This window comes from Microbacterium sp. BG28, assembly GCF_034044005.1.
In the GTDB taxonomy this organism is placed as follows: domain Bacteria; phylum Actinomycetota; class Actinomycetes; order Actinomycetales; family Microbacteriaceae; genus Microbacterium.
In genome coordinates, this window is the sequence record NZ_JAXCHA010000002.1 from 12,004 (window position 1) to 32,372 (window position 20,369).

The window sequence follows — 20,369 nt, forward strand, 5'->3', positions numbered from 1 at the left end:
CCGCCATGATGGATCGGTGCGCTCGTCCGTTCCTGCTGTTTTCGTCCACGGGCTGTTCGACCCTTTCGCGGAACCCGCGACATTTCGTCAGCTCGGCGACAGGGAGTGCACGGCGCCGGATCTCGACGGCTACGGCGCGTTCGCCGCACGCAGGGTGACCCTCGAAGGACAGGTTCGGGCGCTCCGTGGGCACGTCGTGGCGCGGCGTTCCGGGGCGCCCGTGCACCTCGTGGCGCATTCGATCGGCGCTGTATACGCCTTCGCTCTGGCAGACCGACATCCAGAGCTGGTCGAGTCGCTGACGACGGTCGAAGGGAACTTCTCCCGGCGGCTCGACGACCCCGCGGCCTTTCTCGCCGCTGACGGCGTGCCTGTGACCGACGAGAGCCTCGCCAGAGCGGGGAGGCGCTCCCGTACCAGCCATGGCGGACGGTGTGGGACTCCGCTGCTGCGATCGTGGATGCGACCGGCAGGCCCGACTACGACGCGCTGCTGAGGCGGGTCTTCGCCGGCAAGCCGGTGCACCTGGTGGCGGGTGAGCGTAGCGCCGACGGATGGCATGTTCCCGACTGGGCTCGGGGCGCGGCCGCTTCGTCCACGGTCATCCCTGGCGTCGGGCACATGATGATGTTGGAGCGCCCCGAGGCGTTCGGCCTCTCGATCAGGCGGCTCCTGACTCCCTGAGCGTTGTCGTCACGTGCGCTCCGTCGTGCGGATGGGGCGCAGAATGCGGGCGGGGTTACCCGCGGCAAGCACCCCGGCGGGGATGTCGCGGGTGACGACGGAGCCTGCTCCGATGATGCTGTTGTCGCCGATCGTCACGCCGGGGGTGATCGTCACCGATCCGCCCAGCCAGACGTTGGAGCCGATGATCACAGGCTGGGGGAGCTCCCAACCGGCCAGCCGTCGTTCGATGTCCTCGGCGTGATTCGGGGTGTAGATGCTGCAGCGCGGACCGATGAGGCAGTCCTCGCCGATCGTGACGGCACCGCCGCCGATCACCATGAAGTCGGCGTTGATGAAGGTGCGATCGCCGATCGTGATCCGGGCGCCGTAGTCGATCATGACGGGAGGGCGCACGTCGATGCCCACGCCCGCACCCGGCACGAGCTCGGTGAACAGGGCGCGCGCCTCATCGGGCGCGGTGTCGTACAGCAGGTTGAAACGCGCGCACGCGGCGTGCGAATCCCGCGTGAGCTTCTGCAGTGCCGGCGAGGTCCGGTAACGGAGCCAGTCGTGCGCCAGAAGCGCGCGCAGATCATCGTCGTCTTCCGCCAACCGGTCCAGGTCATCGAGCGCTCTCTGCAGTGCCGGGGTCATGCCATCTCCTCATATGTTGTCGATCACAACATATCGATCGGAACGTGCTCCGTCAACGCGGCGCGGCCGCCTCCGGGCCGACGATGTTTCCGCGAACACATCGAGCTAACTTTGATTCCGATGGATGAATCGTCGCGGCCTGAGCCCGTCCCGCGCACGACGCTGGGGGCATTCCTCCGAGCGCGCCGAGAGCAGCGCCAACCCGAGCAGGTGGGGCTCGAACGTCAGATCGGCCGGCGAGTGCCTGGCCTGCGTCGTGACGAGGTCGCGACCCTCGCGGGCGTCAGCAGCGAGTACTACCTGCGACTCGAACAGGGCCGTGGCAACGCCCCGTCCATGCAGGTGCTGGCCGGGCTCGCGCGCGCGTTGCGCTTGAACGCCGCCGAGTCCGACTACCTACATCGGCTCGCCGGGCATGCAACGCCGCGTCGCGTGGCATCCTTCGAGCGCCCGCGCGCGGAGATCGAGGCGATCCTGCGTTGGTGGCCTGGCATTCCGGCATACATCTCCGACGCGAATCTCGACGTCGTGGTCGCGAACGACCTGATGATCGCGATCACCGACGGCCGGTTCGGGCCCGGGGCGAACGTCCTCGAGGAGACCTTCAACGCCTCAGGGCGGGAGAGGCTCGAGACCTGGGAATCGCAGGCGCGCGATGCCGTCGCGCTCTTCCGCTACTCCGGGGACGAGACATCCGCACGCTATAACGCCATCCTGCGCAGGTTGAGTGCGGATGCGGATTTTCTCCGCTTCTGGAGCCTGCAGGAGGTCACGCTGCCGCGTCCCTCGGAGATCGCCGCGGCGATCGAGGGGATCGGGCGGCTCTCGATCTCGGTGCGGGACTTCTTCGTTCCGGAGCTCCAGGGCCATATGGTCACCGTGTTCGATGCCGCGCCGGGCTCTACCGCGGACACCTTCTTCCGTCGCGTCGCCGATGCCCTTCGCGCGTCCGGCGATGCGCGGGACGGCTGAGCACACGCATCGGACGGCGAGTTCACGGCCCCGCCGTGCGTCGGTACGGCATTCACTCGTCGAAGATGATCGACTCCCAGTTCGCCGGCACGTGACCGGACGGACCGGGAACACTCTGTGTCAGCGGGTGGCTTGTCGGCGCTGGTAGCTGCCCCCCGTCCACTTCCCGCTCCTCGACGTAATCCCACCACCACTTCTCCTGCGGCTCGAAGCTCTGCACGAACCGGTGTCCGGTGAGCTCGAAGTGACGCTGGGCATGATGATTCGGCGAGACCTCGCAGCACCCCACGTGTCCGCAGGCGATACAGCGGCGCAGATGCAGCCACCAGGAACCGGACGCGAGGCACTCCACACATCCGGTTCCGCTCGGTGGCGGCGCGTGCGTCATGCCTGCTCCGATCCGTGGTGTCTGATCCCTGGCCACGGTACGCCTCGCGCCGCAGGCCGATTCGGACGCCTGACGAGGAGCTGTTCGTCTGCCGTCGTCCTCTCCGCGGCGTGTCGATGTGCGTTCCGACATGCAGACGAGCGCCGGCGCGCGCACGCACCGTACGTTCGCCTCATTCCCGGAGGAGGCGGACATGGATGAGACCCAGAGGATGGCGATGGCCGGCATCCACACACTCGAGCGCGAACTCATCGTGCGCGACTTCATCACGGTGCTGAACGAAGGCCAGCTCTGCGACATTGCTCTGCCCGGTGCGCGGACTCGCTGCCTCACGGGCTTCGGCAGCTTCCGGCTCGACGAGTTGCGCATCGCCGCCTGGCATCAGGTGTTCGCCTGATCGCGCGTTCGCGTCAAGCCCTGAGCTCTCGCGAGCCGCGTCTCGTACAGTGCCCGCATGGGAATGAGCGATGAACAGAAGCGGCACGATCAACTGACGAGTGCGCCCCACGCCACGGACGAGGATGCGAAGCCACGCATCGTCGTGTCGGAGCACGACGGCGTGACCCGCATCGACATCGCGGAGGATGCGCCGGTGCGACCGAGCGATCCTCGCGACTGACGAACGACGCGTGAGGGGTGTCAACCCCGGCGGCCTTTCGGGCAGCCCCGGGTGTACTGGGACGTATGAGCAACGAGAAGCAGAACCATCACCGTCCGGACGATGAGGACACCGCATCCGGGATCTCGCCCGTCGAGCAGGATGCCGGCGAGGACATCACGACCGACGACGACGGCGCCCCTGTCGACAACCCCTCTGGAGGCTGACGATGTCGAATCCCGACGAGCGGCCCGGCGTCACTCCGGGCCCTGAGCCGGACACCACCACGGCGGCGGAGCCCGACGACCCCCAGTCGAACGGTGCGGAGTCCGTCGTCGACGGCAGCGGCGAAGACTCCTGAGGTCGACTACTTCGCGAGCTCGGCCTTCGCGTAGGCGACGATCGCGTTCGCGTGGCCGTGCCCCATCGCGTGCGTGCTCTTGAGTTCCGACACGACGGCCATGTGGGTTTCGCCCGCCGTCAACCGCGGCTCGACGATGTCCAGCCACTCCTGCATCGGACGGCCGTAGGTCTTCTCGATGCTCGGGAAGTAGGACGCCGGGCCCTTCGGTATGCTGCCCGGCTCCAGCGACGGGGCGATAACGCGCTTCGCAGTCATGCGCCCAGCGTAGGCTCTGGCGCGTCGCGTCACGTCACGAAGCGTCACCCGAATTTGCCGGTCGCGCGGAGCGCGGAATGCTGGGATCTCCACCGACCCGGAAGACGCATGAGCACGCCCACCACTGCATCCGCGCACGACGACACCATCCGCAGCCTGCTCGAGGAGCGCCGCACCTTCGCGCCGCCAGTCGACTTCGCGGAGCGCGCGAACGTGACCGAGGAGTGGATCCGTCGGGAGTGGATCGAGCGCGCGGATCGGGACCCCGAGACCTTCTGGGCGCACCGTTCCGAGATCCTCGACTGGGCGGTGCCGTGGCGCACCGCTCACCGCTGGGAACCCACGGACGGCGAGAGCATCCCCACCGCGGAGTGGTTCGTCGGCGGCCGCCTGAACGCCTCGGTCAACGCGGTGGACCGGCACGTGGCCGCCGGGCACGGCGACCGGGTCGCCTTCCACTTCGAGGGTGAGCCCGGTGACAGGCGCACGATCACGTACGCCGAACTGCAGCGCGAGGTGGCGAAGGCCGCGAATGCGCTGACCGCGATGGGGATCGGCAAGGGTGACCGGGTCGTCGTGTATCTCCCGGTGCTGGTGGAGACGGTGATCATCCAGCTCGCGGTGGCGCGGATCGGTGCGATCCACTCGCTCGTGTTCGGCGGGTTCTCCGCGGAGGCCGTGCGCTTCCGCGTCGAGGACACCGGTGCGAAGCTCCTCGTCACCACCGATGGCCAGTTCCGTCGCGGTACCGCCGTGCCCGTCAAGCAGCAGGCGGATGCGGCGGTCGCCGGCGTCGCCTCGATCGAGCACGTGCTCGTCATCCGCCGCACGGGCGACGAGGTCGCCTGGACTGAGGGGCGCGATCTCTGGTGGCACGAGACCGTCGACGCCGCGCCGGACACGCACGAGCCGGAGTTCTTCGATGCGGAGACGCCGCTGTTCATCATCTACACGAGCGGAACCACCGGCAAGCCCAAGGGTCTGGTACATACGACCGGCGGCTGGCTGACGCATGTGGCGTGGACATTCTGGGCGGTCTTCGACGCCAAGCCCGAGACCGACGTCTACTGGTGCACCGCCGACCTCGCCTGGGTCACCGCGCACAGCTACGAGACGTACGGGCCCCTGCTCAACGGCGTCACGAGCGTCCTCTACGAGGGCACTCCCCACACCCCGGACTGGGAGCGGCACTTCCAGATCCTCGAACGTTATGCGGTGACGACGTACTACACGGCGCCCACCCTCATCCGATCGCTCATGAGCAGGTTCGCCGACGGTCCGCCGGCCCGCTATGAGCTCTCCTCGCTGCGGCTGCTGGGTACGGTGGGCGAGGCGATCAACCCCGAGGCGTGGATCTGGTTCCATCGCCACCTCGGTCGAGGAGAGACGCCCGTCGTGGACACGTGGTGGCAGTCCGAGACCGGCGGAGCGATCGCAGCGCCGCTTCCGGGCGTCTCCACGCTCAAGCCCGGGTCGGCGCTCACGGCGCTCCCGGGGCTGCGCGTCCGTGTCGTCGATGCCGAAGGTGCCGATGTGGGCCCCGGCGGCGGCGGCCTGCTCGTCGTGGACGGTACCTGGCCGGGGATGTCGCGTACCGTTTGGGGCGACCCCGAGCGATACCGGGACTCGTACTGGAAGCGTTTCGCCGCGCACGGGTACTTCCTCGCGGGCGACGGCGCGAAGCTCGACGCGGACGGCGACCTCTGGGTACTGGGCCGCGTGGACGACGTGATCAACGTCTCGGGTCACCGGCTGTCGACGATCGAGATCGAGTCCGCGCTCGTCGCGCATCCCGCCGTGGGGGAGGCTGCGGTCGTGGGCGTCGCCGACGACGTCACCGGTCAGGCCATCGCCGCCTTCGTCACGAACGCGGAGGATGCGGCGGCGCTCCGTCAGCACGTGCGAACCGCGATCGGCCCCGTGGCGCAGCCGACGTACGTCTTCACGGTGCCCGATCTCCCGAAGACGCGCAGCGGCAAGATCATGCGCCGCCTGCTCGTGGACCTCGTCGACGGTCGGCCGCTGGGTGATACGACCTCGCTGCAGGACGAGACCGTGCCGCCGCGGATCGCGGAGATCGTCCGCGAGGCCCTCGGCCGCTGACGGCTTCGCTCCCCTGTCATAGATCGACGCTCGCGCTGCGATCTATGACAGGGGAGCCGAGAGGGCGATTGCTCGCCTGTCGCAGATCGACGCCGAAGGCTCGATCTGGGACAGGGGAGCCGGGGCGGCGGCCGAAGAAGGCCGGGGGCCGCGGGAGCCGCGGTCTCAGCGGCGAGTGGAGACCGTGACGGTGAACTTCGCGTTGCGGGCGACCTGCCGCGTCGGGCCGACGAGACGCTGGAGGGCCGGGCGGTAGCGCAGGGCCGAGTTCCACACCGTCCACAGCTCGCCGCCTGAGCGGAGGGCACGCGCCGCATCCTCGAACAGGGGCGCGGCGAGGTCTGTCGTGACCGCGGCGCCGGAGTGGAACGGCGGGTTCAGGGCGATGAAGGGCACGCCGGCGTCCGGGAGCGCGGTGAGCCGGTCGTCCCGCACGACGCGGATGCGGTCGGACACGCCGTTCGCCTCGGCCGTCGCCCGTGCCGATGCGACCGCGGCGGCGGAGCGGTCGGAGGCGTAGACAGCGCGGTCGGGATGCCGCAGCGCGAGGAATGCGGCGACGACGCCCGTCCCGCATGCGAGGTCGACGAGGGGACTGCCCTCGGGAAGGCGCGCAGGAAGGTTCGCCAGCAGGAACCGGGTGCCGATGTCGATCGCCGTTCCCGCGAACGCGCCTCCGTACGCGCAGACGGTGATGCCGTCGTGGACCGCACGTCGCGGCTCGGGGTCGTGTCCGTGGCGAGGGCCACGGGCGACCAACACGCGGGACTTCTGGCGAGCGTGCGTGATGTCGAGCGTGCCGAAGAAGCGGCGGAGGACGTCGTTCATCGCCGTCGACATGTGCTTGATGCGTCCGCCGGCGAACACGACGACGTCCGGTGCTGCGTGCGCGGCGATCAGGGCGGCGGCATCCTCCAACGCGTCGAGGGAGCGGGGGAGTCGGAGCAGGACCAGTCGGGCGCCCGCCACGAGCGCGCCCGACAGCTCCATCGGGCGGTAGCGGTCCGTGAGGCCCAGGCGGTTCGCGTTGGCCGCGAGGGCCTGCTCGCCGGTGAGGGCGTCCTGATGCACCCGTACGACGCCGGCAGAGGCGGCTGCCGCGCCCAACGCGAGCGCGCCGTATTCGTCGCCGATGACCGCGATGTCATCCGCGCTCATCGCGGTGCGCCAGGCGGCGGACTCGTCGAGCAGGAGTCGGTCGGCGGCATCGACCGCGACGAGGTCGGGCGACTCGACGTCTGGCCAGCGTCGCAGCGCGTCGAACCGGAACTCCATCCCTTCACGCTACCGGCCGCCGCGGAGTGCCGACGGATACGATGGTCAGATGGCCGACAAGACGCACGGGGCACCGCAGCCCGCAGGGCAGCGCCCGCCGTTCAGCCCGGTCATCGCGCTTCTGACGGTGTCCGCAGTCTGGGATGCGCGTCTGAATGCGGTGCTGAAGGACCTCGGTCTCACGACCCGCAAATACGGTCTCCTCGCTCACCTGCAGGCGACCCCGGGCATCTCGTTCTCCGAGCTCGCCCGCCGCTCTCAGATCACGGTTCAGACGGCGCACACCGCCGTCAAGACGCTCGCCGGCGAGGGGTTGGTCGAGGACGCCACCGCGCACGCGGGTGCCGCATCCGATCTGCGGGTGACGACGAAGGGCGCGGCGGCTCTTGCCGAGGCGGATGCACGTCTTGCCGCGCTCGACGAGGTGTTCGGTGCGGGCGTTCCCGCTCTCTCCTCCGCGCTGCAGGGACTGCACGAGCAGCCGTTCGGAGAGATCCTTCAGCAAGACTGAAGATTTTCGGTCTAGGCTGCGGGAGAGCGCCGACCCGAGCGCGTCGATCGAACCCCGGAGTCTCCCGTGTTCCGCACGCCCTACGCCCTGTTCCGCACCCTTGCCATCGCCGAGATGGTCTCGTGGACCCTGCTCATCGGTGGTCTCATCGTGCGGGCCGTGACAGGTTTCGCGCCCGCCGTGACGATCGGCGGTGGCATCCACGGGTTCATCTTCCTGTCGTACGGCGCGACGGTGATCCTCGTGGCCAAGAACCAGCGATGGGGCGGAGCAGTGACTGCTCTGGCGTTGGTCAGCGCGATCGTGCCCTACGCGACGCTGCCCGTCGAGCTCTGGCTGTCGCGCACCGGTCGGCTGCGGGGTGCATGGCGGCTGCAGGCCGGCTCCGACCCTCGGGATGCGGCATGGCACGACCGTGTGCTGCGCTCCGTGCTGCGTCGGCCGGTTCTGTCGGCCGTCGTGATCGCCGCCGCCGTGGCGGTGGCGTTCACCGTGCTGCTCGTGATCGGCCCTCCCGGCGGTCGGGCCTGAGCGGACTTACTTCGCGCGGGCCCGCACGTGGATCGGCAGCGCCATCGCGGCCGAGATCAGCAGGATGCCGGCGACGAAGATGACGGCCTGAAAACCGGGCACCGAGAACGAGATGCCGAACGCGAACATCCCGAGCAGGAACAGCAGCAGGGACACGATGTACATGGCACTCCTTCGGAAGACTTCCTCCAGAGTACCGGGTCGCCTGCGTTCGGACCGACCGCCTCGGCATCCCTGAGCGGGGCTACTCCGCGCTCGGGCGCACGCTCGCTGCGAGGCGGGTCGCGCCCACGACGGCCGCGGGCATCGTGAACACCGCTCCGAGCGGGACGAGGAAGCACAACTGCGTCATGATGCCGAAGCCGAGCGCGCGGCCACGGGCTGCGCGCAGCAGGCGGCGCCGAGCGCGGCGATCGATGCCGCGCGCCGTCAGCGCGCGGCCCGAGAGCTCATCCGCGAGGATCCAGCCCGACAGCAGAACGCCGGTCACCGTGCCGACCACGCCGCCGATCAGCGGGATGAAGCCCAGTGCGAACGCGAGCGCGGCTGCGAGCGCGCCGCGCACGATGAGGCCGATCGCGTCGGCCAAGGCCGCCCGCCAGCCGGGATCATGTCCGGGCACGGCGCCCGAATCGGCGAGCTCGACGCTGCGCCAGATCCGGTCGTAGAACGGTTCCCCGACGATCAGGGTCAGCGCGGTGAAGGTCGTCGCGGCCAGCAGGAGTGCGCCGGCGAAGACCGCGACGCCCAGCGCGACGCGCAACGCGATGGCCCAGACCGCCGGCCAGTGGTCGGCGAACGGCGTCACGGCGTCCGTGAGCGGGCCCAGGACTGTCGCGAGCGCGACGAGGGCCACCGAAAGGCCCGCACTCACGACGAGTGCGGGCAGGAGGCCGAGGAGCATCAGGCTCGGGCGTCGCGTGAACCACCCGAATCCGCCGAGAAGCAGGCGTGCGCCGTGGAGCACCTCGTTCACTCGTTCTCCTCACCGCCGTGCTGGGTCGAGCGTAGTGGGAATATCATCGCCTCTGTCGTGTTGAAGTTGATGTGTCGACGCTCAACTCCGTTTTGCAGAGCGGCACCCCGAACCCGATCAGGAGAACAGATGCCTGAAGATTTCACCCCCGATGAGGGCCGCGACGCCTTCGATGACTTCCTCTCGCGCTACCTCGCAGGGGAGCGCGGACGCGCGGCGCGGTCGATCGATCTGTCGCGCTACCTCAGCGCGCGCACGCAGGAGACGCTGCAGGACGCAGGTCGCTTCGCTCTCACGCGCGGACAGCACGAGCTGGATGCGTTGCACGTGCTCCGCGAGATCGTGCGCGTCGACCAGGTTCGCGATGCGATCGCCCGACTCGGTGTCGACCCCGAGAGCATCGTCCGCGAGTCGGAGCAGCGTCTGCCCGCCAGTGCCGACGTCGCCGACGTCGACAGCGCGGTGGTGACGAGCTCCGTACAGCGCGCCCTCTTCCATGCGTTCCAGGTCGCGCGTTCCTCCGGCTCGACCTACATCGACCCGGAGCACCTCTTCTTCGCGCTGGTGCTGGCGCAGGACACGCCTGCGGGTCAGATCCTCGCACGTGCCGGCGTGACGGCGGAGGCGCTCACGCAGAGCGTGCGCGAGACCGTCACCGGTGGCGAGCGCGCCCCGGAGCAGGCGGCCGCATCCGAGCCCGCCACCATGCTGGAGCGCTACGGACGCGACCTCACCTCCCTCGCCGAGGCGGGGGAGCTCGACCCGGTGATCGGCCGAGCGGACGAGATCGAGCAGACCATCGAGATCCTGAGCCGTCGTACGAAGAACAACCCCGTGCTCATCGGCGAGGCCGGTGTCGGAAAGACGGCGATCGTCGAAGGGCTCGCCCAGGCGATCGTTGCCGGCGAGGTGCCTGAGCAACTGCGCGGCAGCCGCGTCGTCTCCTTGGATCTGCCCGCGATGCTCGCGGGCGCCCGCTACCGCGGCGACTTCGAAGAGCGCCTGACCGCGACGATGACCGAGATCGCCGAACGCAAGGGCGAGCTCATCGTCTTCATCGACGAGGTGCACACGGTCGTCGGCGCGGGCGCCGGCAGCGACGGCGCCATGGATGCCGGCAACATCCTCAAGCCGCGCCTCGCTCGTGGCGACCTGCACCTCGTGGGCGCGACCACGCTCGCCGAGTATCGCACCATCGAGAAGGACCCGGCGCTGGAGCGCCGATTCCAGCCGGTGAAGGTGGGGGAGCCCTCGGTCGAGGATGCGGTGCGGATCCTGCACGGGCTCCGCGCCGCCTACGAGCAGCACCACGCCATCACCTACACCGATGACGCGCTGCGTGCCGCTGTCGAGCTCAGCGATCGCTACTTGAGCGACCGCGTCCTGCCGGACAAGGCCATCGACCTCATCGACCAGGCCGGAGCGCGGCTCCGCCTGCGCCTGGGCGTCGCGGTCGACGTGTCCCAGCTCATGGCGCAGCTGGCCACGCTCGAGGCGGACAAGAACGCAGCGGTCGCGGCCGAGCGCTACGAGGATGCGATGCGTCTGCGCGACGAGATCGCCGACGTGCAACGCCGCATCGATGAGGCGAGCCGTCGCGACGCCGTGCGCGGCGAGCAGGTCGTGGACGCCGAGCACATCGCCGCCGTCATCAGTCGCAGCACGGGCATCCCGGTGTCGCGTCTGACCGAGACCGAGCGCGGACGCCTGGCGGGACTCGAGTCCGAGCTGCACGCCCGGGTGATCGGTCAGGATGCGGCGGTCACCGCCGTCGCGACGGCTGTCCGGCGCAACCGCACCGGCATGGGCGACAGCCGGAGACCCGTGGGGTCGTTCCTTTTCCTCGGCCCCACCGGCGTCGGTAAGACCGAACTCGCGAAGACCCTGGCATCCTCCCTCTTCGAGGACGAGAACGCCGTGATCCGCTTCGACATGAGCGAGTTCGGCGAGCGTCACACCGTCTCGCGTCTCGTGGGGGCCCCTCCCGGATATGTCGGATACGACGAGGCGGGGCAGCTGACCGAGCGGGTACGTCGCGCGCCGTACTCCGTGGTGCTGTTCGACGAGATCGAGAAGGCGCACCCCGACGTGTTCAACCTGTTGCTCCAGGTGCTCGACGACGGACGCCTGACCGACGGTCAGGGCCGCACGGTCGACTTCCGCAACACCGTCGTCATCATGACCTCGAACATCGGCAGCGAGTTCCTCGCATCCCGCTCCGGTGCGATCGGGTTCATCGCCGACGGCGGCGGGGCCACCGGTTTCGGCGACGAGGGCGAGCTGCGTGCGCGCGTCATGGGCAAGCTCCGTGAGGCGATGCGTCCCGAATTCTTGAACCGCATCGACGAGATCGTGCTGTTCCGCAAGCTCGAGAAGGCGCAGCTGCGCAGCATCGTGTCGCTCCTGCTCGAGCAGAGCGCATCCCGCCTGGCGCGGCGCGAGATCTCGTTCGAGGCGACCGACGCCGTCGTGGACTGGCTGGCGGAGCACGGGTACGAGCCCGAGTACGGAGCGCGCCCGCTGCGCCGGCTCATCCAGCGGGAGATCGATGACCGCATCGCCGACCTGCTCGTCTCCGGAGAACTGACTGATCAGGGCGCCGTGCGCATCGACGTCGTCGACGGTCGGCCGGTCGCCGTTGCCCTGACCCGCAGCGCCGTCGCCGCCTGATTCGACCAGACCGCCACCCCCTGCGATGTGCAAGGGGTGGCGGTCGTCGTATGCGCGGGGCAGGCTGGAGGGATGGTGCTTCCCGCGCGGCTCTCCCTCGGACTGGCAGGGGCCCTCGGCCCCGATCTCATCGCTCGACTGGCTCCCGCTGCAGAGCAGGCCGGCTTTGCGACGCTCTGGGTGAACGACACTCCGGGCGGCGACGCGGTGGCAGCGCTCGCCGCCGCGGCGAGGGTCACCGATCGGATCGCGCTGGCCACCGGGGTGGTGCCACTGGATCGGCGTGAGCCGGATTCGCTCGTCTCCGCGCTGCAAGCCGCGGAGCTTCCGATCGACAGGCTCACCGTGGGCATCGGTTCGGGCTCCGCGCGCACGCATCAGCTGGCGCTCGTGGAGCGGGGGATCGAGGCGCTGCGCGCGGGCGTGCCCGGGGCGCAGGTCGTGGTGGGTGCCCTCGGGCCGCGGATGCGGCGGCTTGCGACATCGATCGCCGACGGTCAGCTGCTGAACTGGCTGACACCCGATGCGGCGGCCGCGCAGCGTGAGCCGGATACCCGCACCATCCTCTATGTGAGAACGGCGCTCGATGCGGCGGCGTCGCCGCGGCTGCTCGCCGAGGCCGACGCGTACGCCGGCTACCCCGCGTACGCCGCCAACTTCGCGCGACTCGGGTTCGGCGCGCGCGACACGGTGATCACCTCCCTCGAAGACACACCGCGCGTGACGGCGTACCGCGCCGCGGTCGACGAGGTCGTTCTCCGGGTGATCGTCGAACGGGACGACCCGGGACACTATCTCGACGTCATCCGGCACGCGGCGGCGTTCATCGACGCGGACGCCTCATGAGCACGGTGCCCGAGCGTGCAAGCGAACCGACCGTGTGGGGCTCGACAGGCGGCTCGAGGCGAGGTGAAATCAGACCATGAGGACTTTCGCACGCTGGGCGCTGGGCGCCGCCATGGTGTTCGCCGGTGTCAGCCATCTGTTCTGGGCGCGCAAAGAGTTCCGCGCGCAGGTGCCCGACTGGGTCGTGGATGCCACGCCCCTCGACGAGGATGCGGTCGTGCTCGTCTCCGGCGCTGCGGAGATCGCCCTCGGTACGGCGCTGGTGGTCCTGCCGTCGCAGCGCCGACGTATGGGTGCCCTGCTGGCGGCGTTCTTCGTCGCGGTCCTCCCCGGCAACTGGGCCCAGTTCACCCACCGCCGCGACGGCTTCGGTCTCGACACCGACGTCAAGCGGCTGGTCCGTCTCTTCTTCCAGCCGGCGCTCGTCGCCTGGGCGCTGTGGAGCACGCGCACCCCGCGCGATTGAGCGCGGGCCGGATGCGGCCCGTCAGCGCTTGGCTTCGACGAGCCGCATCCGCACGATGTTGTCGGTCTCATCCATCTCGGCGATGTCGGGGTGCGCCGCGACGAACTCGGTGAAGCTGCGGTGCCCCAGCGCCTTCTCGCTGAACGAGGAGTCGAGGCGCGTGATCAGGCTCTTCACTGCGGACGCATGCTGCCACTGCGAGGGGTCCTTGTCGTTCTCCAGGCGCAGCGCACGCTCGAGCAGATCGGCCGCGGGATCCACGGACCGCTTGCGCGAGCGCGGAGCGTTCGAGGCCGCATCCTTCTTCGAGGGTTCGGGCACCTGCACACCGGGCAGCGAGTCGTAGGCATCGAAGCGGTCGCAGGCGGCCGCGAGCGACTTGGCTGTGGAGCCGGCCACCCCCACACCCACGACGAAGCGCCCGAGGCGCTTGCATCGCTGCGCCAGGGGCACGTAGTCGGAGTCACCCGCGACGATGACGACGTGCGTCAGATCCGGCAGACGGAACATGTCCTCCACGGTGTCGACCGCCAGGCGGATGTCGGCGCCGTTCTTGGCGTAGGCGGCGGCGGGGAACAGCTGCACCAGGTCGACCGCCCGCGCTACCAGCTGCGACCGGTACTCGGCGTTGACCGGCGACGACCAGTCGGCGTAGGCCCGCGTCAGCACAAGCGTGCCGAAGGATGCGGCGTAGTCGATGATCGCGCCCACATCGACCGTCGCGCGCGCCAGCTTCTCCGTGATCTCGGGATCGTGCGGCTGCTCGGCGATGCGCGACCGGTCGCGTGAGTAGGCGTTGCGGCCGTGCACGCGGTCGTACCAGCTCATGACGATGTTGTCGAAGTCGAGGTAGACGGCCACGCGGCTCGTCGACAGATCCGCCACGTCAGCCCTCGCTCGGGTAGCGCACGCCGATCTGCGCGCGGATGTCGTCGAGCTGTCGCATGATCGCGATCGTCTCGGCGAGGGGGAGGCGATCGCTGTCCCTGCGCCCCTCCGCGATGATCCGCTCGGCCGCGAGCGCCTGATACTGCATGCCGCGACCGGCATCGGGGCACCGGAAGGTTTCGAGCACGTCGCGCGAGCCGTTCGTCAGGGTGAAGCCGGTCGCGTTGTACCAGGTGGGATCGATCTCGATCCGCGCATCGCTGCCGATGATGGCCGCGCGGTTGGGGCCCACCCCGCGTGAGGAGGACACCGTCGTGGCCAGCGCGCCGCTCGCGTACGTGGCGAGGGTCGCGACATCGATGTCGGCACCCGTCTCGCCGAGTCGCCCGCTCGCGGTGAGGGAGACCGGTGCGCCGAGAACGTCCCAGGCGAACGACAGCGGGTAGATGCCCAGATCGAGCAGCGCGCCGCCGCCCAGCTCGAGCGCGTTGAGCCGATGCGACGGATCAGCCGACAACGACTGGACGTGATCCGCGGTCACGGCGCGCACCTCGCCCAGCGCGCCGTCGGCGAGGATCTCCTGGATCCGCATCATGTGCGGCAGGTACCGGGTCCACATCGCCTCCATCGCCAGGAGTCCCGCCCCCTCCGCCGCGACGCGCACGCGCTCGGCCTCGTCGCCGGTGAGCGTGAACGGCTTCTCGACGAGGACGTGCTTACCCGCCGCGAGGGCTTCGAGCGCGTTCTCGGCGTGGGCCGGATGCGGGGTCGCGATGTAGACGATGTCGACGTCGTCGTCCGCGAGCAGCGACGCGTAGTCGCCGTGTGCGTGCGGGATGTCGAACTGCGTCGCGAAGCGCTGGGCGCTTTCGAGCGAACGCGAGCCGACCGCGCGGACGTCGAGGCCCGCGGTGCGTAGGTCGCTCGTGAACGTGTGGGCGATGTTGCCCGTGGCGAGGATGCCCCAACGCAGGCGAGAACTCGAGACAGTGGTCATGCGACCACCGTACCCAAGCGGTGCCGCACTAGGCTCGGCTCGTGGCGACGGCACTGGACAGACTGCGCGAACTCCTCAGGATCGCGACGGTCTCCTACGCGGACGAGTCGCGGGTGGACACGGCGGCGTTCGACGAGTTCCACGCTGCGCTCGCGCGCCTGTACCCCCTTGTGCACGCACGGCTGGAGCGGGAGCTCATCGCCGGTCATGCGCTTCTCTTCCGGTGGCCCGGGCGCACATCGGAGCGCCCGCTCGTGCTCATGGCGCACCAGGACGTCGTGCCCGTGGTCGAGGAGGACTGGGATCGCGACCCGTTCGGCGCCGAGCTCGTCGGGGACGGCGCCGATCAGGCGGTCTACGCGCGGGGAGCGATCGACGACAAGGGCGCGCTCGTTGCCATCTTGGAGGCCGTCGAAGAACTGCTGATGCGCGAGGTCGTTCCGGAGAACGACGTGTACCTCGCCTTCGGGCACAACGAGGAAACGGCCGGCGACGGTGCGCGCGCGATCGCCGAGACGCTGCGCGCCCGCGGTGTGCGCCCTGCTCTCGTGGTCGACGAGGGCGGCGCCGTCGTCGACGGGGTGCTTCCGGGGATCGCGCTTCCGACGGCGATGATCGGCGTCGCCGAGCGCGGCACGATGACGGTCTGGCTCACGGCGCGCGAGCAGGGCGGCCACGCATCCACGCCGCCGGCGCGTCCGGCCACGGCGCGGCTGGCACGTGCCGTCGACCGGCTTGCCCGGCATCCGTTCCCGGTGCGGCTCGTCCCGCCGGTGCGCGCGATGCTCCGCACGCTCGCACCGCACGCGCCGAAGCCTCTCGGCACAGCCTTGCGCTCCCTCGCCTTCACGGGGCCGCTGATCGCGGGTGTGCTGGCGCGGCTGGGCCCCGAGACGAACGCCCTGGTGCGCACGACCGCGGTGGCGACCGAGCTCCAGGGGGCGCCGGGGGAGAACGTGCTGGCCGCGACGGCGCGGGCGGCGCTCAACGTGCGCCTGCTCACCGGTGATACGGCCGCCTCCGCCGTCGCGCGGATCCGCCGCGTCATCGCCGACGAGGCGATCGAGATCGAGGTGCGCGCGGCGAGCGAACCCTCGCCCATCTCCCCGTGGCGCGGTGAGCCGTGGCGCCGCATCGCGCGCGCGATCGGATCGTCGCTGGGCAGCGAGATCGTGGCGACGCCCTACATCCAGTTGGGCGCGAGCGACAGCCGCTGGTTCACCGGCATCTGTGACGACGTGTACCGCTTCACGCCCTTCCACCTCACCCGCGCCGAGCGGGAGGCCTTGCACGCGCACAACGAGCGCATCCGCGTCGAGGTGTGGCTGCGGGGGATCGGCTTCTACCGGGACCTCATCACCGGGAGCTGAGTGGGCGCGGCGCCGCATCGTCGAGCGCCAGAACGAACCGCAGGATGGCGCGGCCGGTGTCTGTGATCACGGGTCCGCGACCGAACTCCCACTCCTCGTCGCTCGCGCGCACGGTGTGGCCGCGCAGTGCGGCGCGTCGATCGAACGGTGCGGTCGTCGCGGCGTACAGCGCGACGGCACCCGACGCCCCCGCATCGACGCGCGGGGTGACATCGAGCGCGTCGCCGAGCACCAGAAGCGCCCGGACGACGCGCGTGAGCATGCGGATGCTGCGCTTGCGCCCCTGCCGGACGGCGACCGCGAGAGCCCGGAGCTCGTCGGGGTTTCCTCCCGCTGCCCCTGTGCCGAGGCCGGCTTCCTCGAGGAACCGGCGTGCCCTGGCACAGTGCTCCGCATCGTCGGACGCGGATTCGGCGAGCAGACGTGCCGCCTCATCGAGCGCATCCGCGATGGCCGCGCGTCGGTCGCCGCTCACGGCGGACTCGTCTCGGCGCTCCCTGTTGCTCAGGGGAAGACGTCCGAGGAAATCCGCCATACATCCACAGTAGACCGTGCGTCTCAGCCTGCACCGGTGAGTTGTCGGATGTCTCCGATGTGACTGTCACATGGCCGCAGGAAGCGGGCTGCTGCGGGCATGGCGTGCATAATGGCAACGGGCGTGTGACCGTGCGCACGGCCCAGGAGATCCAATGAGCGACGATGCGACCGGGCGACGGCCCAGTATCCGCGATGTGGCGCGCTTGGCGGAGGTCTCCCATCAGACCGTCTCCCGAGTGATCAACAACCATCCGAGCATCCGGCCGGAGACGCGCGATCGGGTCCTCGCCGTCATGGCGCAGGTGCAGTACCGGCCCAATCGAGCCGCGCGTGCGCTGGTGACCAGCCGCTCGCAGACCATCGGGATCCTGTCGGCGTCCAGTACGCAGTACGGACCGGCCTCCAGCATCGCGGCCATCGAGTCCGCCGCTCGCGAGCGCGGCTACTGGGTGAGCACCGCGAACATCTCGCCCCATGACCCCGATTCGATCCCCGACGGCATCGCGCATCTGATGGCGCAGTCCGTCGAAGGTCTCGTCGTCATCGCGCCGCAGGTGCGCGTCTTCCGCGCGCTCGCCGAGCAGCACCTCGATGTGCCGTACGTCACGCTGCAGTCCACCGAGCTCGATCCGCAGCACGCGCTGTCCGTCGATCAGATCGCGGGCGCCCGCCTCGCCACGCGTCACCTCATCCAGCTCGGTCATCGCTGGATCTACCACCTCGCGGGCCCACAGGACTGGATCGAGGCGGAGGCGCGGATGCGGGGGTTCCTCGAGGAGATGAGCGCGAACGACGTGCCCACCACCGCTCCGATCCTCGGGGACTGGACCGCGGAGTTCGGCTACTACGCGGGCCGGGAGCTGCTGCGCGTGCGCGACTTCACCGCGGTGTTCGCCTCCAACGATCAGATGGCGCTGGGGCTGTTGCACGCGATCCGCGACGAAGGCCTCGATGTCCCGAGGGACATCAGCGTGGTGGGCTTCGACGACATCCCCGAATCCGCCCACTTCTGGCCCCCTCTGACGACCGTCCGCCAGGACTTCGCCGACCTCGGGCGGCGCTGCGTCGACATCCTGCTCGGCCCGGCAGACGGCTCGGATGCGGTCGTCGCGCCCATCGTTCCGGAGCTCATCGTCCGGGGTTCCTCGGGGCCGGTCAGCACGATCTGACGGCCGTTATCAACCCGAGATCTCTCAGCGGGTTGACAGGAAGGCGATCCGTGGCGTTACACTTGCGCAGCAATGTGAACGGTCACATCGATCGTCACAACGGGGTTTCGAAAGACGAAGGAGTCGACGCGTGTCCGCAATCGATGCCGCTCGAGGCGAGGGTTACGCCACGGGGGTGAAGACCGAGGTCGTGATCGCTCGTGTGCGCGCCGAGGTTGCAAGCCTGCACGGCGAGCTCGTGCGCTACGGGTTGGTCGTGTGGACCGGCGGCAACATCTCGGAGCGCGTGCCGGGCGCGGATCTGTTCGTGATCAAGCCGTCGGGGGTCTCCTACGACGACCTGGCGCCGGAGAACATGATCCTCTGCGACCTCGACGGCAGGGTCGTCGAGGACACGCCCGGCAGCGACCGACAGCCTTCCAGCGACACGGCGGCGCACGCATACGTCTATCGGAACATGCCCGCTGTGGGCGGCATCGTGCACACGCACTCCGACTATGCGACGGCCTGGGCCGCCCGCGGCGAAGAGATCCCCTGCGTCATCACCGCGATGGCCGACGAGTTCGGCGGTCCGGTCCCGGTCGGGCCGTTCGCGATCATCGGCGACGACTCGATCGGCCGCGGCATCGTGGACACGCTCACTGATCACCGCTCGCCGGCGGTGCTGATGGCCGGGCACGGTCCGTTCACGATCGGCGCCACGGCGCGGGACGCCGTCAAGGCCGCGGTCATGCTCGAGGACGTTGCGCGCACCGTGCACATCGCCGCCCAGCGCGGCCCGCTCACGTCGCTGCCGCAACAGGTGATCGATCGCCTCCACGCGCGCTACCAGCACGTGTACGGCCAGCACGGCGAACCGCAGCGGACTCCTCGTTCGGCCGCCTGAAGACTTCCCCCTACGTACAACTGAACACAGCAGACAGAGACGTCTTACGAAAGGACACACTGTGAAGAGCACCAAGTTCCTGTTCGCCGCGGCAACCGTTGCCGCCGGCGCGCTCATGCTCTCGGGCTGCGGCAGCAGCGCGGGCGGCAGCGGCGGGGACAGCGGCGGAGACGGCGGACTCATCGGCGTCGCCATGCCCACCAAGAGCTCCGAGCGCTGGATTCAGGACGGCAACGCCGTCAAGAAGCAGCTCGAGGACCAGGGCTACACCGTCGACCTGCAGTACGCAGAGGACGACATCCCCACGCAGGTCTCGCAGATCGAGAACATGATCACCAAGGGCGCCAAGGCCCTGATCATCGCCTCGATCGACGGCACGACGCTCACCAGCGTCCTGCAGGAGGCCGCCGACGGCGACATCCCCGTCATCGCCTACGACCGCCTCATCCGCGACAGCGAGAACGTCAACTACTACGCGTCGTTCGACAACTACAAGGTCGGCGTGCAGCAGGCCAACTCGCTGCTCAACGGTCTGGGTCTCACCGACCTCGACGGCAAGGCTGCGGCATCGGCTCCGGCCGGCCCGTTCAACATCGAGCTGTTCGCCGGCTCGCCGGACGACAACAACGCCACGTTCTTCTGGAACGGTGCGATCGACACGCTCCAGCCCTACATCGACAAGAAGATCCTGGTCGTCAAGAGCGGTCAGACCGACTTCCAGCAGGCGGCCACGCTGCGCTGGGACGGCGAGACGGCGCAGAAGCGCATGGAGAACATCCTCACCTCGACGTACTCCGACGGCTCGAAGGTCAACGCGGTGCTCTCGCCCTACGACGGCATCTCGCGCGGCATCATCTCGGCTCTCACCGATGCCGGCTACTCGGTCGGTGCCGAGTGGCCGATCATCTCGGGCCAGGACGCCGAGATCGACTCCGTGAAGGCCATCGTCGCCGGTGAGCAGTACGCGACCATCTTCAAGGACACCCGCAAGCTCGCCGAGGTCGCCGTCAAGATGGCCTCCGCTCTGCTCAAGGGCGAGGAGCCCGAGGTGAACAACACCGAGGACTACGACAACGGCAAGAAGGTCGTCCCGTCCTACCTGCTCGAGTCGCAGATCGTGGTCAAGGACAACATCAAGGAGGTCCTGGTCGACAGCGGCTACTGGACCGAAGACGAGATCAACGGCTGATATCCGCGGATCCGTGCCGGGCGGCCCCGTGCCGCCCGGCACACTCCCGTCGGCGACA

26 protein-coding genes are annotated in these 20,369 nt (G+C 69.4%); 17 read left to right on the top strand and 9 right to left on the bottom strand.

Annotated elements, in window-relative coordinates; translation table 11 throughout:
- Positions 1 to 16 precede the first annotated feature (16 nt).
- Together SK224_RS05680 and SK224_RS05685 are read left to right on the top strand one after the other, a co-directional pair.
- Positions 17 to 496, top strand: coding sequence for an alpha/beta fold hydrolase (locus SK224_RS05680; RefSeq protein WP_320433808.1), 480 nt, complete (start codon positions 17 to 19; stop codon positions 494 to 496).
- Positions 433 to 684 carry a hypothetical protein gene (locus SK224_RS05685; RefSeq protein ID WP_320434754.1) on the top strand — a complete coding sequence of 84 codons (252 nt, stop codon included), beginning with the start codon at positions 433 to 435 and terminating at the stop codon, positions 682 to 684. Before SK224_RS05680 ends, SK224_RS05685 begins: the two co-directional genes overlap by 64 nt.
- Before the next feature lie 9 nt (positions 685 to 693).
- On the opposite strand, the gene SK224_RS05690 is transcribed toward SK224_RS05685, so the two are convergent.
- Positions 694 to 1,320 carry a sugar O-acetyltransferase gene (locus SK224_RS05690; protein WP_320433809.1) on the bottom strand — a complete coding sequence of 209 codons (627 nt, stop codon included), beginning with the start codon at positions 1,318 to 1,320 and terminating at the stop codon, positions 694 to 696.
- Positions 1,321 to 1,440: 120 nt separating this feature from the next.
- Between SK224_RS05690 and SK224_RS05695 the strand changes: the two genes are divergently transcribed.
- On the top strand, positions 1,441 to 2,292 hold the full coding sequence (locus tag SK224_RS05695) for a helix-turn-helix domain-containing protein (RefSeq protein ID WP_320433810.1): 852 nt from the start codon (positions 1,441 to 1,443) through the stop codon (positions 2,290 to 2,292).
- A gap of 52 nt (positions 2,293 to 2,344) precedes the next feature.
- Here the strand turns inward: SK224_RS05695 and SK224_RS05700 are convergent, their stop codons facing one another.
- On the bottom strand, positions 2,345 to 2,680 hold the full coding sequence (locus SK224_RS05700) for a UBP-type zinc finger domain-containing protein (protein ID WP_320433811.1): 336 nt from the start codon (positions 2,678 to 2,680) through the stop codon (positions 2,345 to 2,347).
- Between the two features lie 130 nt (positions 2,681 to 2,810).
- Here SK224_RS05700 and SK224_RS05705 point away from each other — a divergent pair, with 130 nt between their 5' ends.
- From SK224_RS05705 to SK224_RS05720, 4 genes are all read left to right on the top strand, one after another.
- On the top strand, positions 2,811 to 3,077 hold the full coding sequence (locus SK224_RS05705) for a hypothetical protein (protein ID WP_320433812.1): 267 nt from the start codon (positions 2,811 to 2,813) through the stop codon (positions 3,075 to 3,077).
- Between the two features lie 57 nt (positions 3,078 to 3,134).
- Positions 3,135 to 3,299, top strand: a complete 165-nt coding sequence (locus SK224_RS05710) for a hypothetical protein (RefSeq protein ID WP_320433813.1) — start codon at positions 3,135 to 3,137, stop codon at positions 3,297 to 3,299.
- Between the two features lie 65 nt (positions 3,300 to 3,364).
- On the top strand, positions 3,365 to 3,505 hold the full coding sequence (locus SK224_RS05715; RefSeq protein WP_320433814.1) for a hypothetical protein: 141 nt from the start codon (positions 3,365 to 3,367) through the stop codon (positions 3,503 to 3,505).
- A 2-nt stretch (positions 3,506 to 3,507) separates the two neighbouring features.
- Entirely contained in the window at positions 3,508 to 3,639 is a 132-nt protein-coding gene (locus SK224_RS05720; protein ID WP_320433815.1) for a hypothetical protein, read from the top strand.
- Between the two features lie 6 nt (positions 3,640 to 3,645).
- On the opposite strand, the gene SK224_RS05725 is transcribed toward SK224_RS05720, so the two are convergent.
- Positions 3,646 to 3,897 (bottom strand): DUF4287 domain-containing protein, encoded by a 252-nt coding sequence (locus tag SK224_RS05725; RefSeq protein ID WP_320433816.1) that lies wholly within the window; start codon positions 3,895 to 3,897, stop codon positions 3,646 to 3,648.
- 108 nt (positions 3,898 to 4,005) lie between these two features.
- Between SK224_RS05725 and acs the strand changes: the two genes are divergently transcribed.
- The gene (acs, locus tag SK224_RS05730; protein ID WP_320433817.1) at positions 4,006 to 6,000 is read left to right on the top strand and encodes an acetate--CoA ligase; all 1,995 of its coding nucleotides are present in this window, start codon (positions 4,006 to 4,008) and stop codon (positions 5,998 to 6,000) included.
- A 165-nt stretch (positions 6,001 to 6,165) separates the two neighbouring features.
- Here the strand turns inward: acs and SK224_RS05735 are convergent, their stop codons facing one another.
- Positions 6,166 to 7,275, bottom strand: a complete 1,110-nt coding sequence (locus tag SK224_RS05735) for a class I SAM-dependent methyltransferase (protein ID WP_320433818.1) — start codon at positions 7,273 to 7,275, stop codon at positions 6,166 to 6,168.
- Between the two features lie 49 nt (positions 7,276 to 7,324).
- On the opposite strand from SK224_RS05735, the gene SK224_RS05740 reads away from it, so the two are divergent.
- Both SK224_RS05740 and SK224_RS05745 read left to right on the top strand, forming a co-directional pair.
- A complete protein-coding gene (locus tag SK224_RS05740) occupies positions 7,325 to 7,786 on the top strand; it encodes a helix-turn-helix domain-containing protein (RefSeq protein ID WP_320433819.1) in 462 nt (153 codons plus the stop codon).
- A gap of 66 nt (positions 7,787 to 7,852) precedes the next feature.
- Positions 7,853 to 8,317, top strand: a complete 465-nt coding sequence (locus SK224_RS05745) for a DUF3817 domain-containing protein (RefSeq protein WP_320433820.1) — start codon at positions 7,853 to 7,855, stop codon at positions 8,315 to 8,317.
- A 6-nt stretch (positions 8,318 to 8,323) separates the two neighbouring features.
- Here SK224_RS05745 and SK224_RS05750 read toward each other — a convergent pair whose 3' ends face one another.
- On the bottom strand, positions 8,324 to 8,482 hold the full coding sequence (locus tag SK224_RS05750) for a hypothetical protein (protein WP_161594070.1): 159 nt from the start codon (positions 8,480 to 8,482) through the stop codon (positions 8,324 to 8,326).
- Positions 8,483 to 8,561: 79 nt separating this feature from the next.
- A complete protein-coding gene (locus SK224_RS05755; RefSeq protein ID WP_320433821.1) occupies positions 8,562 to 9,293 on the bottom strand; it encodes an EI24 domain-containing protein in 732 nt (243 codons plus the stop codon).
- Positions 9,294 to 9,422: 129 nt separating this feature from the next.
- Here SK224_RS05755 and SK224_RS05760 point away from each other — a divergent pair, with 129 nt between their 5' ends.
- The 3 genes from SK224_RS05760 (at position 9,423) to SK224_RS05770 (ending at position 13,275) form a co-directional block, all read left to right on the top strand.
- Entirely contained in the window at positions 9,423 to 11,963 is a 2,541-nt protein-coding gene (locus tag SK224_RS05760) for an ATP-dependent Clp protease ATP-binding subunit (RefSeq protein WP_320433822.1), read from the top strand.
- Between the two features lie 72 nt (positions 11,964 to 12,035).
- On the top strand, positions 12,036 to 12,809 hold the full coding sequence (locus SK224_RS05765) for an LLM class flavin-dependent oxidoreductase (protein ID WP_320433823.1): 774 nt from the start codon (positions 12,036 to 12,038) through the stop codon (positions 12,807 to 12,809).
- A gap of 76 nt (positions 12,810 to 12,885) precedes the next feature.
- Entirely contained in the window at positions 12,886 to 13,275 is a 390-nt protein-coding gene (locus SK224_RS05770) for a hypothetical protein (RefSeq protein WP_320433824.1), read from the top strand.
- Positions 13,276 to 13,296: 21 nt separating this feature from the next.
- Here SK224_RS05770 and SK224_RS05775 read toward each other — a convergent pair whose 3' ends face one another.
- Positions 13,297 to 14,160, bottom strand: coding sequence for an NYN domain-containing protein (locus SK224_RS05775; RefSeq protein WP_320433825.1), 864 nt, complete (start codon positions 14,158 to 14,160; stop codon positions 13,297 to 13,299).
- A 1-nt stretch (position 14,161) separates the two neighbouring features.
- Positions 14,162 to 15,160: a Gfo/Idh/MocA family oxidoreductase gene (locus SK224_RS05780; RefSeq protein ID WP_320433826.1), complete on the bottom strand. Its 999-nt coding sequence runs from the start codon at positions 15,158 to 15,160 to the stop codon at positions 14,162 to 14,164.
- A 41-nt stretch (positions 15,161 to 15,201) separates the two neighbouring features.
- On the opposite strand from SK224_RS05780, the gene SK224_RS05785 reads away from it, so the two are divergent.
- Positions 15,202 to 16,530, top strand: coding sequence for a M20/M25/M40 family metallo-hydrolase (locus SK224_RS05785; protein WP_320433827.1), 1,329 nt, complete (start codon positions 15,202 to 15,204; stop codon positions 16,528 to 16,530).
- Here the strand turns inward: SK224_RS05785 and SK224_RS05790 are convergent.
- Positions 16,517 to 17,065 (bottom strand): hypothetical protein, encoded by a 549-nt coding sequence (locus SK224_RS05790; RefSeq protein ID WP_320433828.1) that lies wholly within the window; start codon positions 17,063 to 17,065, stop codon positions 16,517 to 16,519. The genes SK224_RS05785 and SK224_RS05790 overlap by 14 nt on opposite strands.
- Before the next feature lie 154 nt (positions 17,066 to 17,219).
- Here SK224_RS05790 and SK224_RS05795 point away from each other — a divergent pair, with 154 nt between their 5' ends.
- The 3 genes from SK224_RS05795 (at position 17,220) to chvE (ending at position 20,311) form a co-directional block, all read left to right on the top strand.
- Positions 17,220 to 18,236, top strand: coding sequence for a LacI family DNA-binding transcriptional regulator (locus SK224_RS05795; protein ID WP_320433829.1), 1,017 nt, complete (start codon positions 17,220 to 17,222; stop codon positions 18,234 to 18,236).
- A 139-nt stretch (positions 18,237 to 18,375) separates the two neighbouring features.
- Entirely contained in the window at positions 18,376 to 19,122 is a 747-nt protein-coding gene (locus SK224_RS05800) for an L-ribulose-5-phosphate 4-epimerase (protein ID WP_413816782.1), read from the top strand.
- Positions 19,123 to 19,183: 61 nt separating this feature from the next.
- Complete coding sequence (gene chvE, locus SK224_RS05805; RefSeq protein ID WP_413816760.1) at positions 19,184 to 20,311, top strand: multiple monosaccharide ABC transporter substrate-binding protein; 1,128 nt, start codon at positions 19,184 to 19,186, stop codon at positions 20,309 to 20,311.
- The last annotated feature ends 58 nt before the right edge of the window (positions 20,312 to 20,369 follow it).

Bases quoted from the DNA above. Each gene is read 5' to 3' on its own strand.
- SK224_RS05690 (WP_320433809.1), bottom strand. From the start codon at position 1,320: ATGACCCCGGCACTGCAGAGAGCGCTCGATGACCTGGACCGGTTGGCG.
- SK224_RS05695 (WP_320433810.1), top strand. From the start codon at position 1,441: ATGGATGAATCGTCGCGGCCTGAGCCCGTCCCGCGCACGACGCTGGGG.
- SK224_RS05700 (WP_320433811.1), bottom strand. From the start codon at position 2,680: ATGACGCACGCGCCGCCACCGAGCGGAACCGGATGTGTGGAGTGCCTC.
- SK224_RS05705 (WP_320433812.1), top strand. From the start codon at position 2,811: ATGCAGACGAGCGCCGGCGCGCGCACGCACCGTACGTTCGCCTCATTC.
- SK224_RS05710 (WP_320433813.1), top strand. From the start codon at position 3,135: ATGGGAATGAGCGATGAACAGAAGCGGCACGATCAACTGACGAGTGCG.
- SK224_RS05715 (WP_320433814.1), top strand. From the start codon at position 3,365: ATGAGCAACGAGAAGCAGAACCATCACCGTCCGGACGATGAGGACACC.
- SK224_RS05720 (WP_320433815.1), top strand. From the start codon at position 3,508: ATGTCGAATCCCGACGAGCGGCCCGGCGTCACTCCGGGCCCTGAGCCG.
- SK224_RS05725 (WP_320433816.1), bottom strand. From the start codon at position 3,897: ATGACTGCGAAGCGCGTTATCGCCCCGTCGCTGGAGCCGGGCAGCATA.
- acs (WP_320433817.1), top strand. From the start codon at position 4,006: ATGAGCACGCCCACCACTGCATCCGCGCACGACGACACCATCCGCAGC.
- SK224_RS05735 (WP_320433818.1), bottom strand. From the start codon at position 7,275: ATGGAGTTCCGGTTCGACGCGCTGCGACGCTGGCCAGACGTCGAGTCG.
- SK224_RS05740 (WP_320433819.1), top strand. From the start codon at position 7,325: ATGGCCGACAAGACGCACGGGGCACCGCAGCCCGCAGGGCAGCGCCCG.
- SK224_RS05750 (WP_161594070.1), bottom strand. From the start codon at position 8,482: ATGTACATCGTGTCCCTGCTGCTGTTCCTGCTCGGGATGTTCGCGTTC.
- SK224_RS05760 (WP_320433822.1), top strand. From the start codon at position 9,423: ATGCCTGAAGATTTCACCCCCGATGAGGGCCGCGACGCCTTCGATGAC.
- SK224_RS05765 (WP_320433823.1), top strand. From the start codon at position 12,036: ATGGTGCTTCCCGCGCGGCTCTCCCTCGGACTGGCAGGGGCCCTCGGC.
- SK224_RS05770 (WP_320433824.1), top strand. From the start codon at position 12,886: ATGAGGACTTTCGCACGCTGGGCGCTGGGCGCCGCCATGGTGTTCGCC.
- SK224_RS05780 (WP_320433826.1), bottom strand. From the start codon at position 15,160: ATGACCACTGTCTCGAGTTCTCGCCTGCGTTGGGGCATCCTCGCCACG.
- SK224_RS05790 (WP_320433828.1), bottom strand. From the start codon at position 17,065: ATGGCGGATTTCCTCGGACGTCTTCCCCTGAGCAACAGGGAGCGCCGA.
- SK224_RS05795 (WP_320433829.1), top strand. From the start codon at position 17,220: ATGAGCGACGATGCGACCGGGCGACGGCCCAGTATCCGCGATGTGGCG.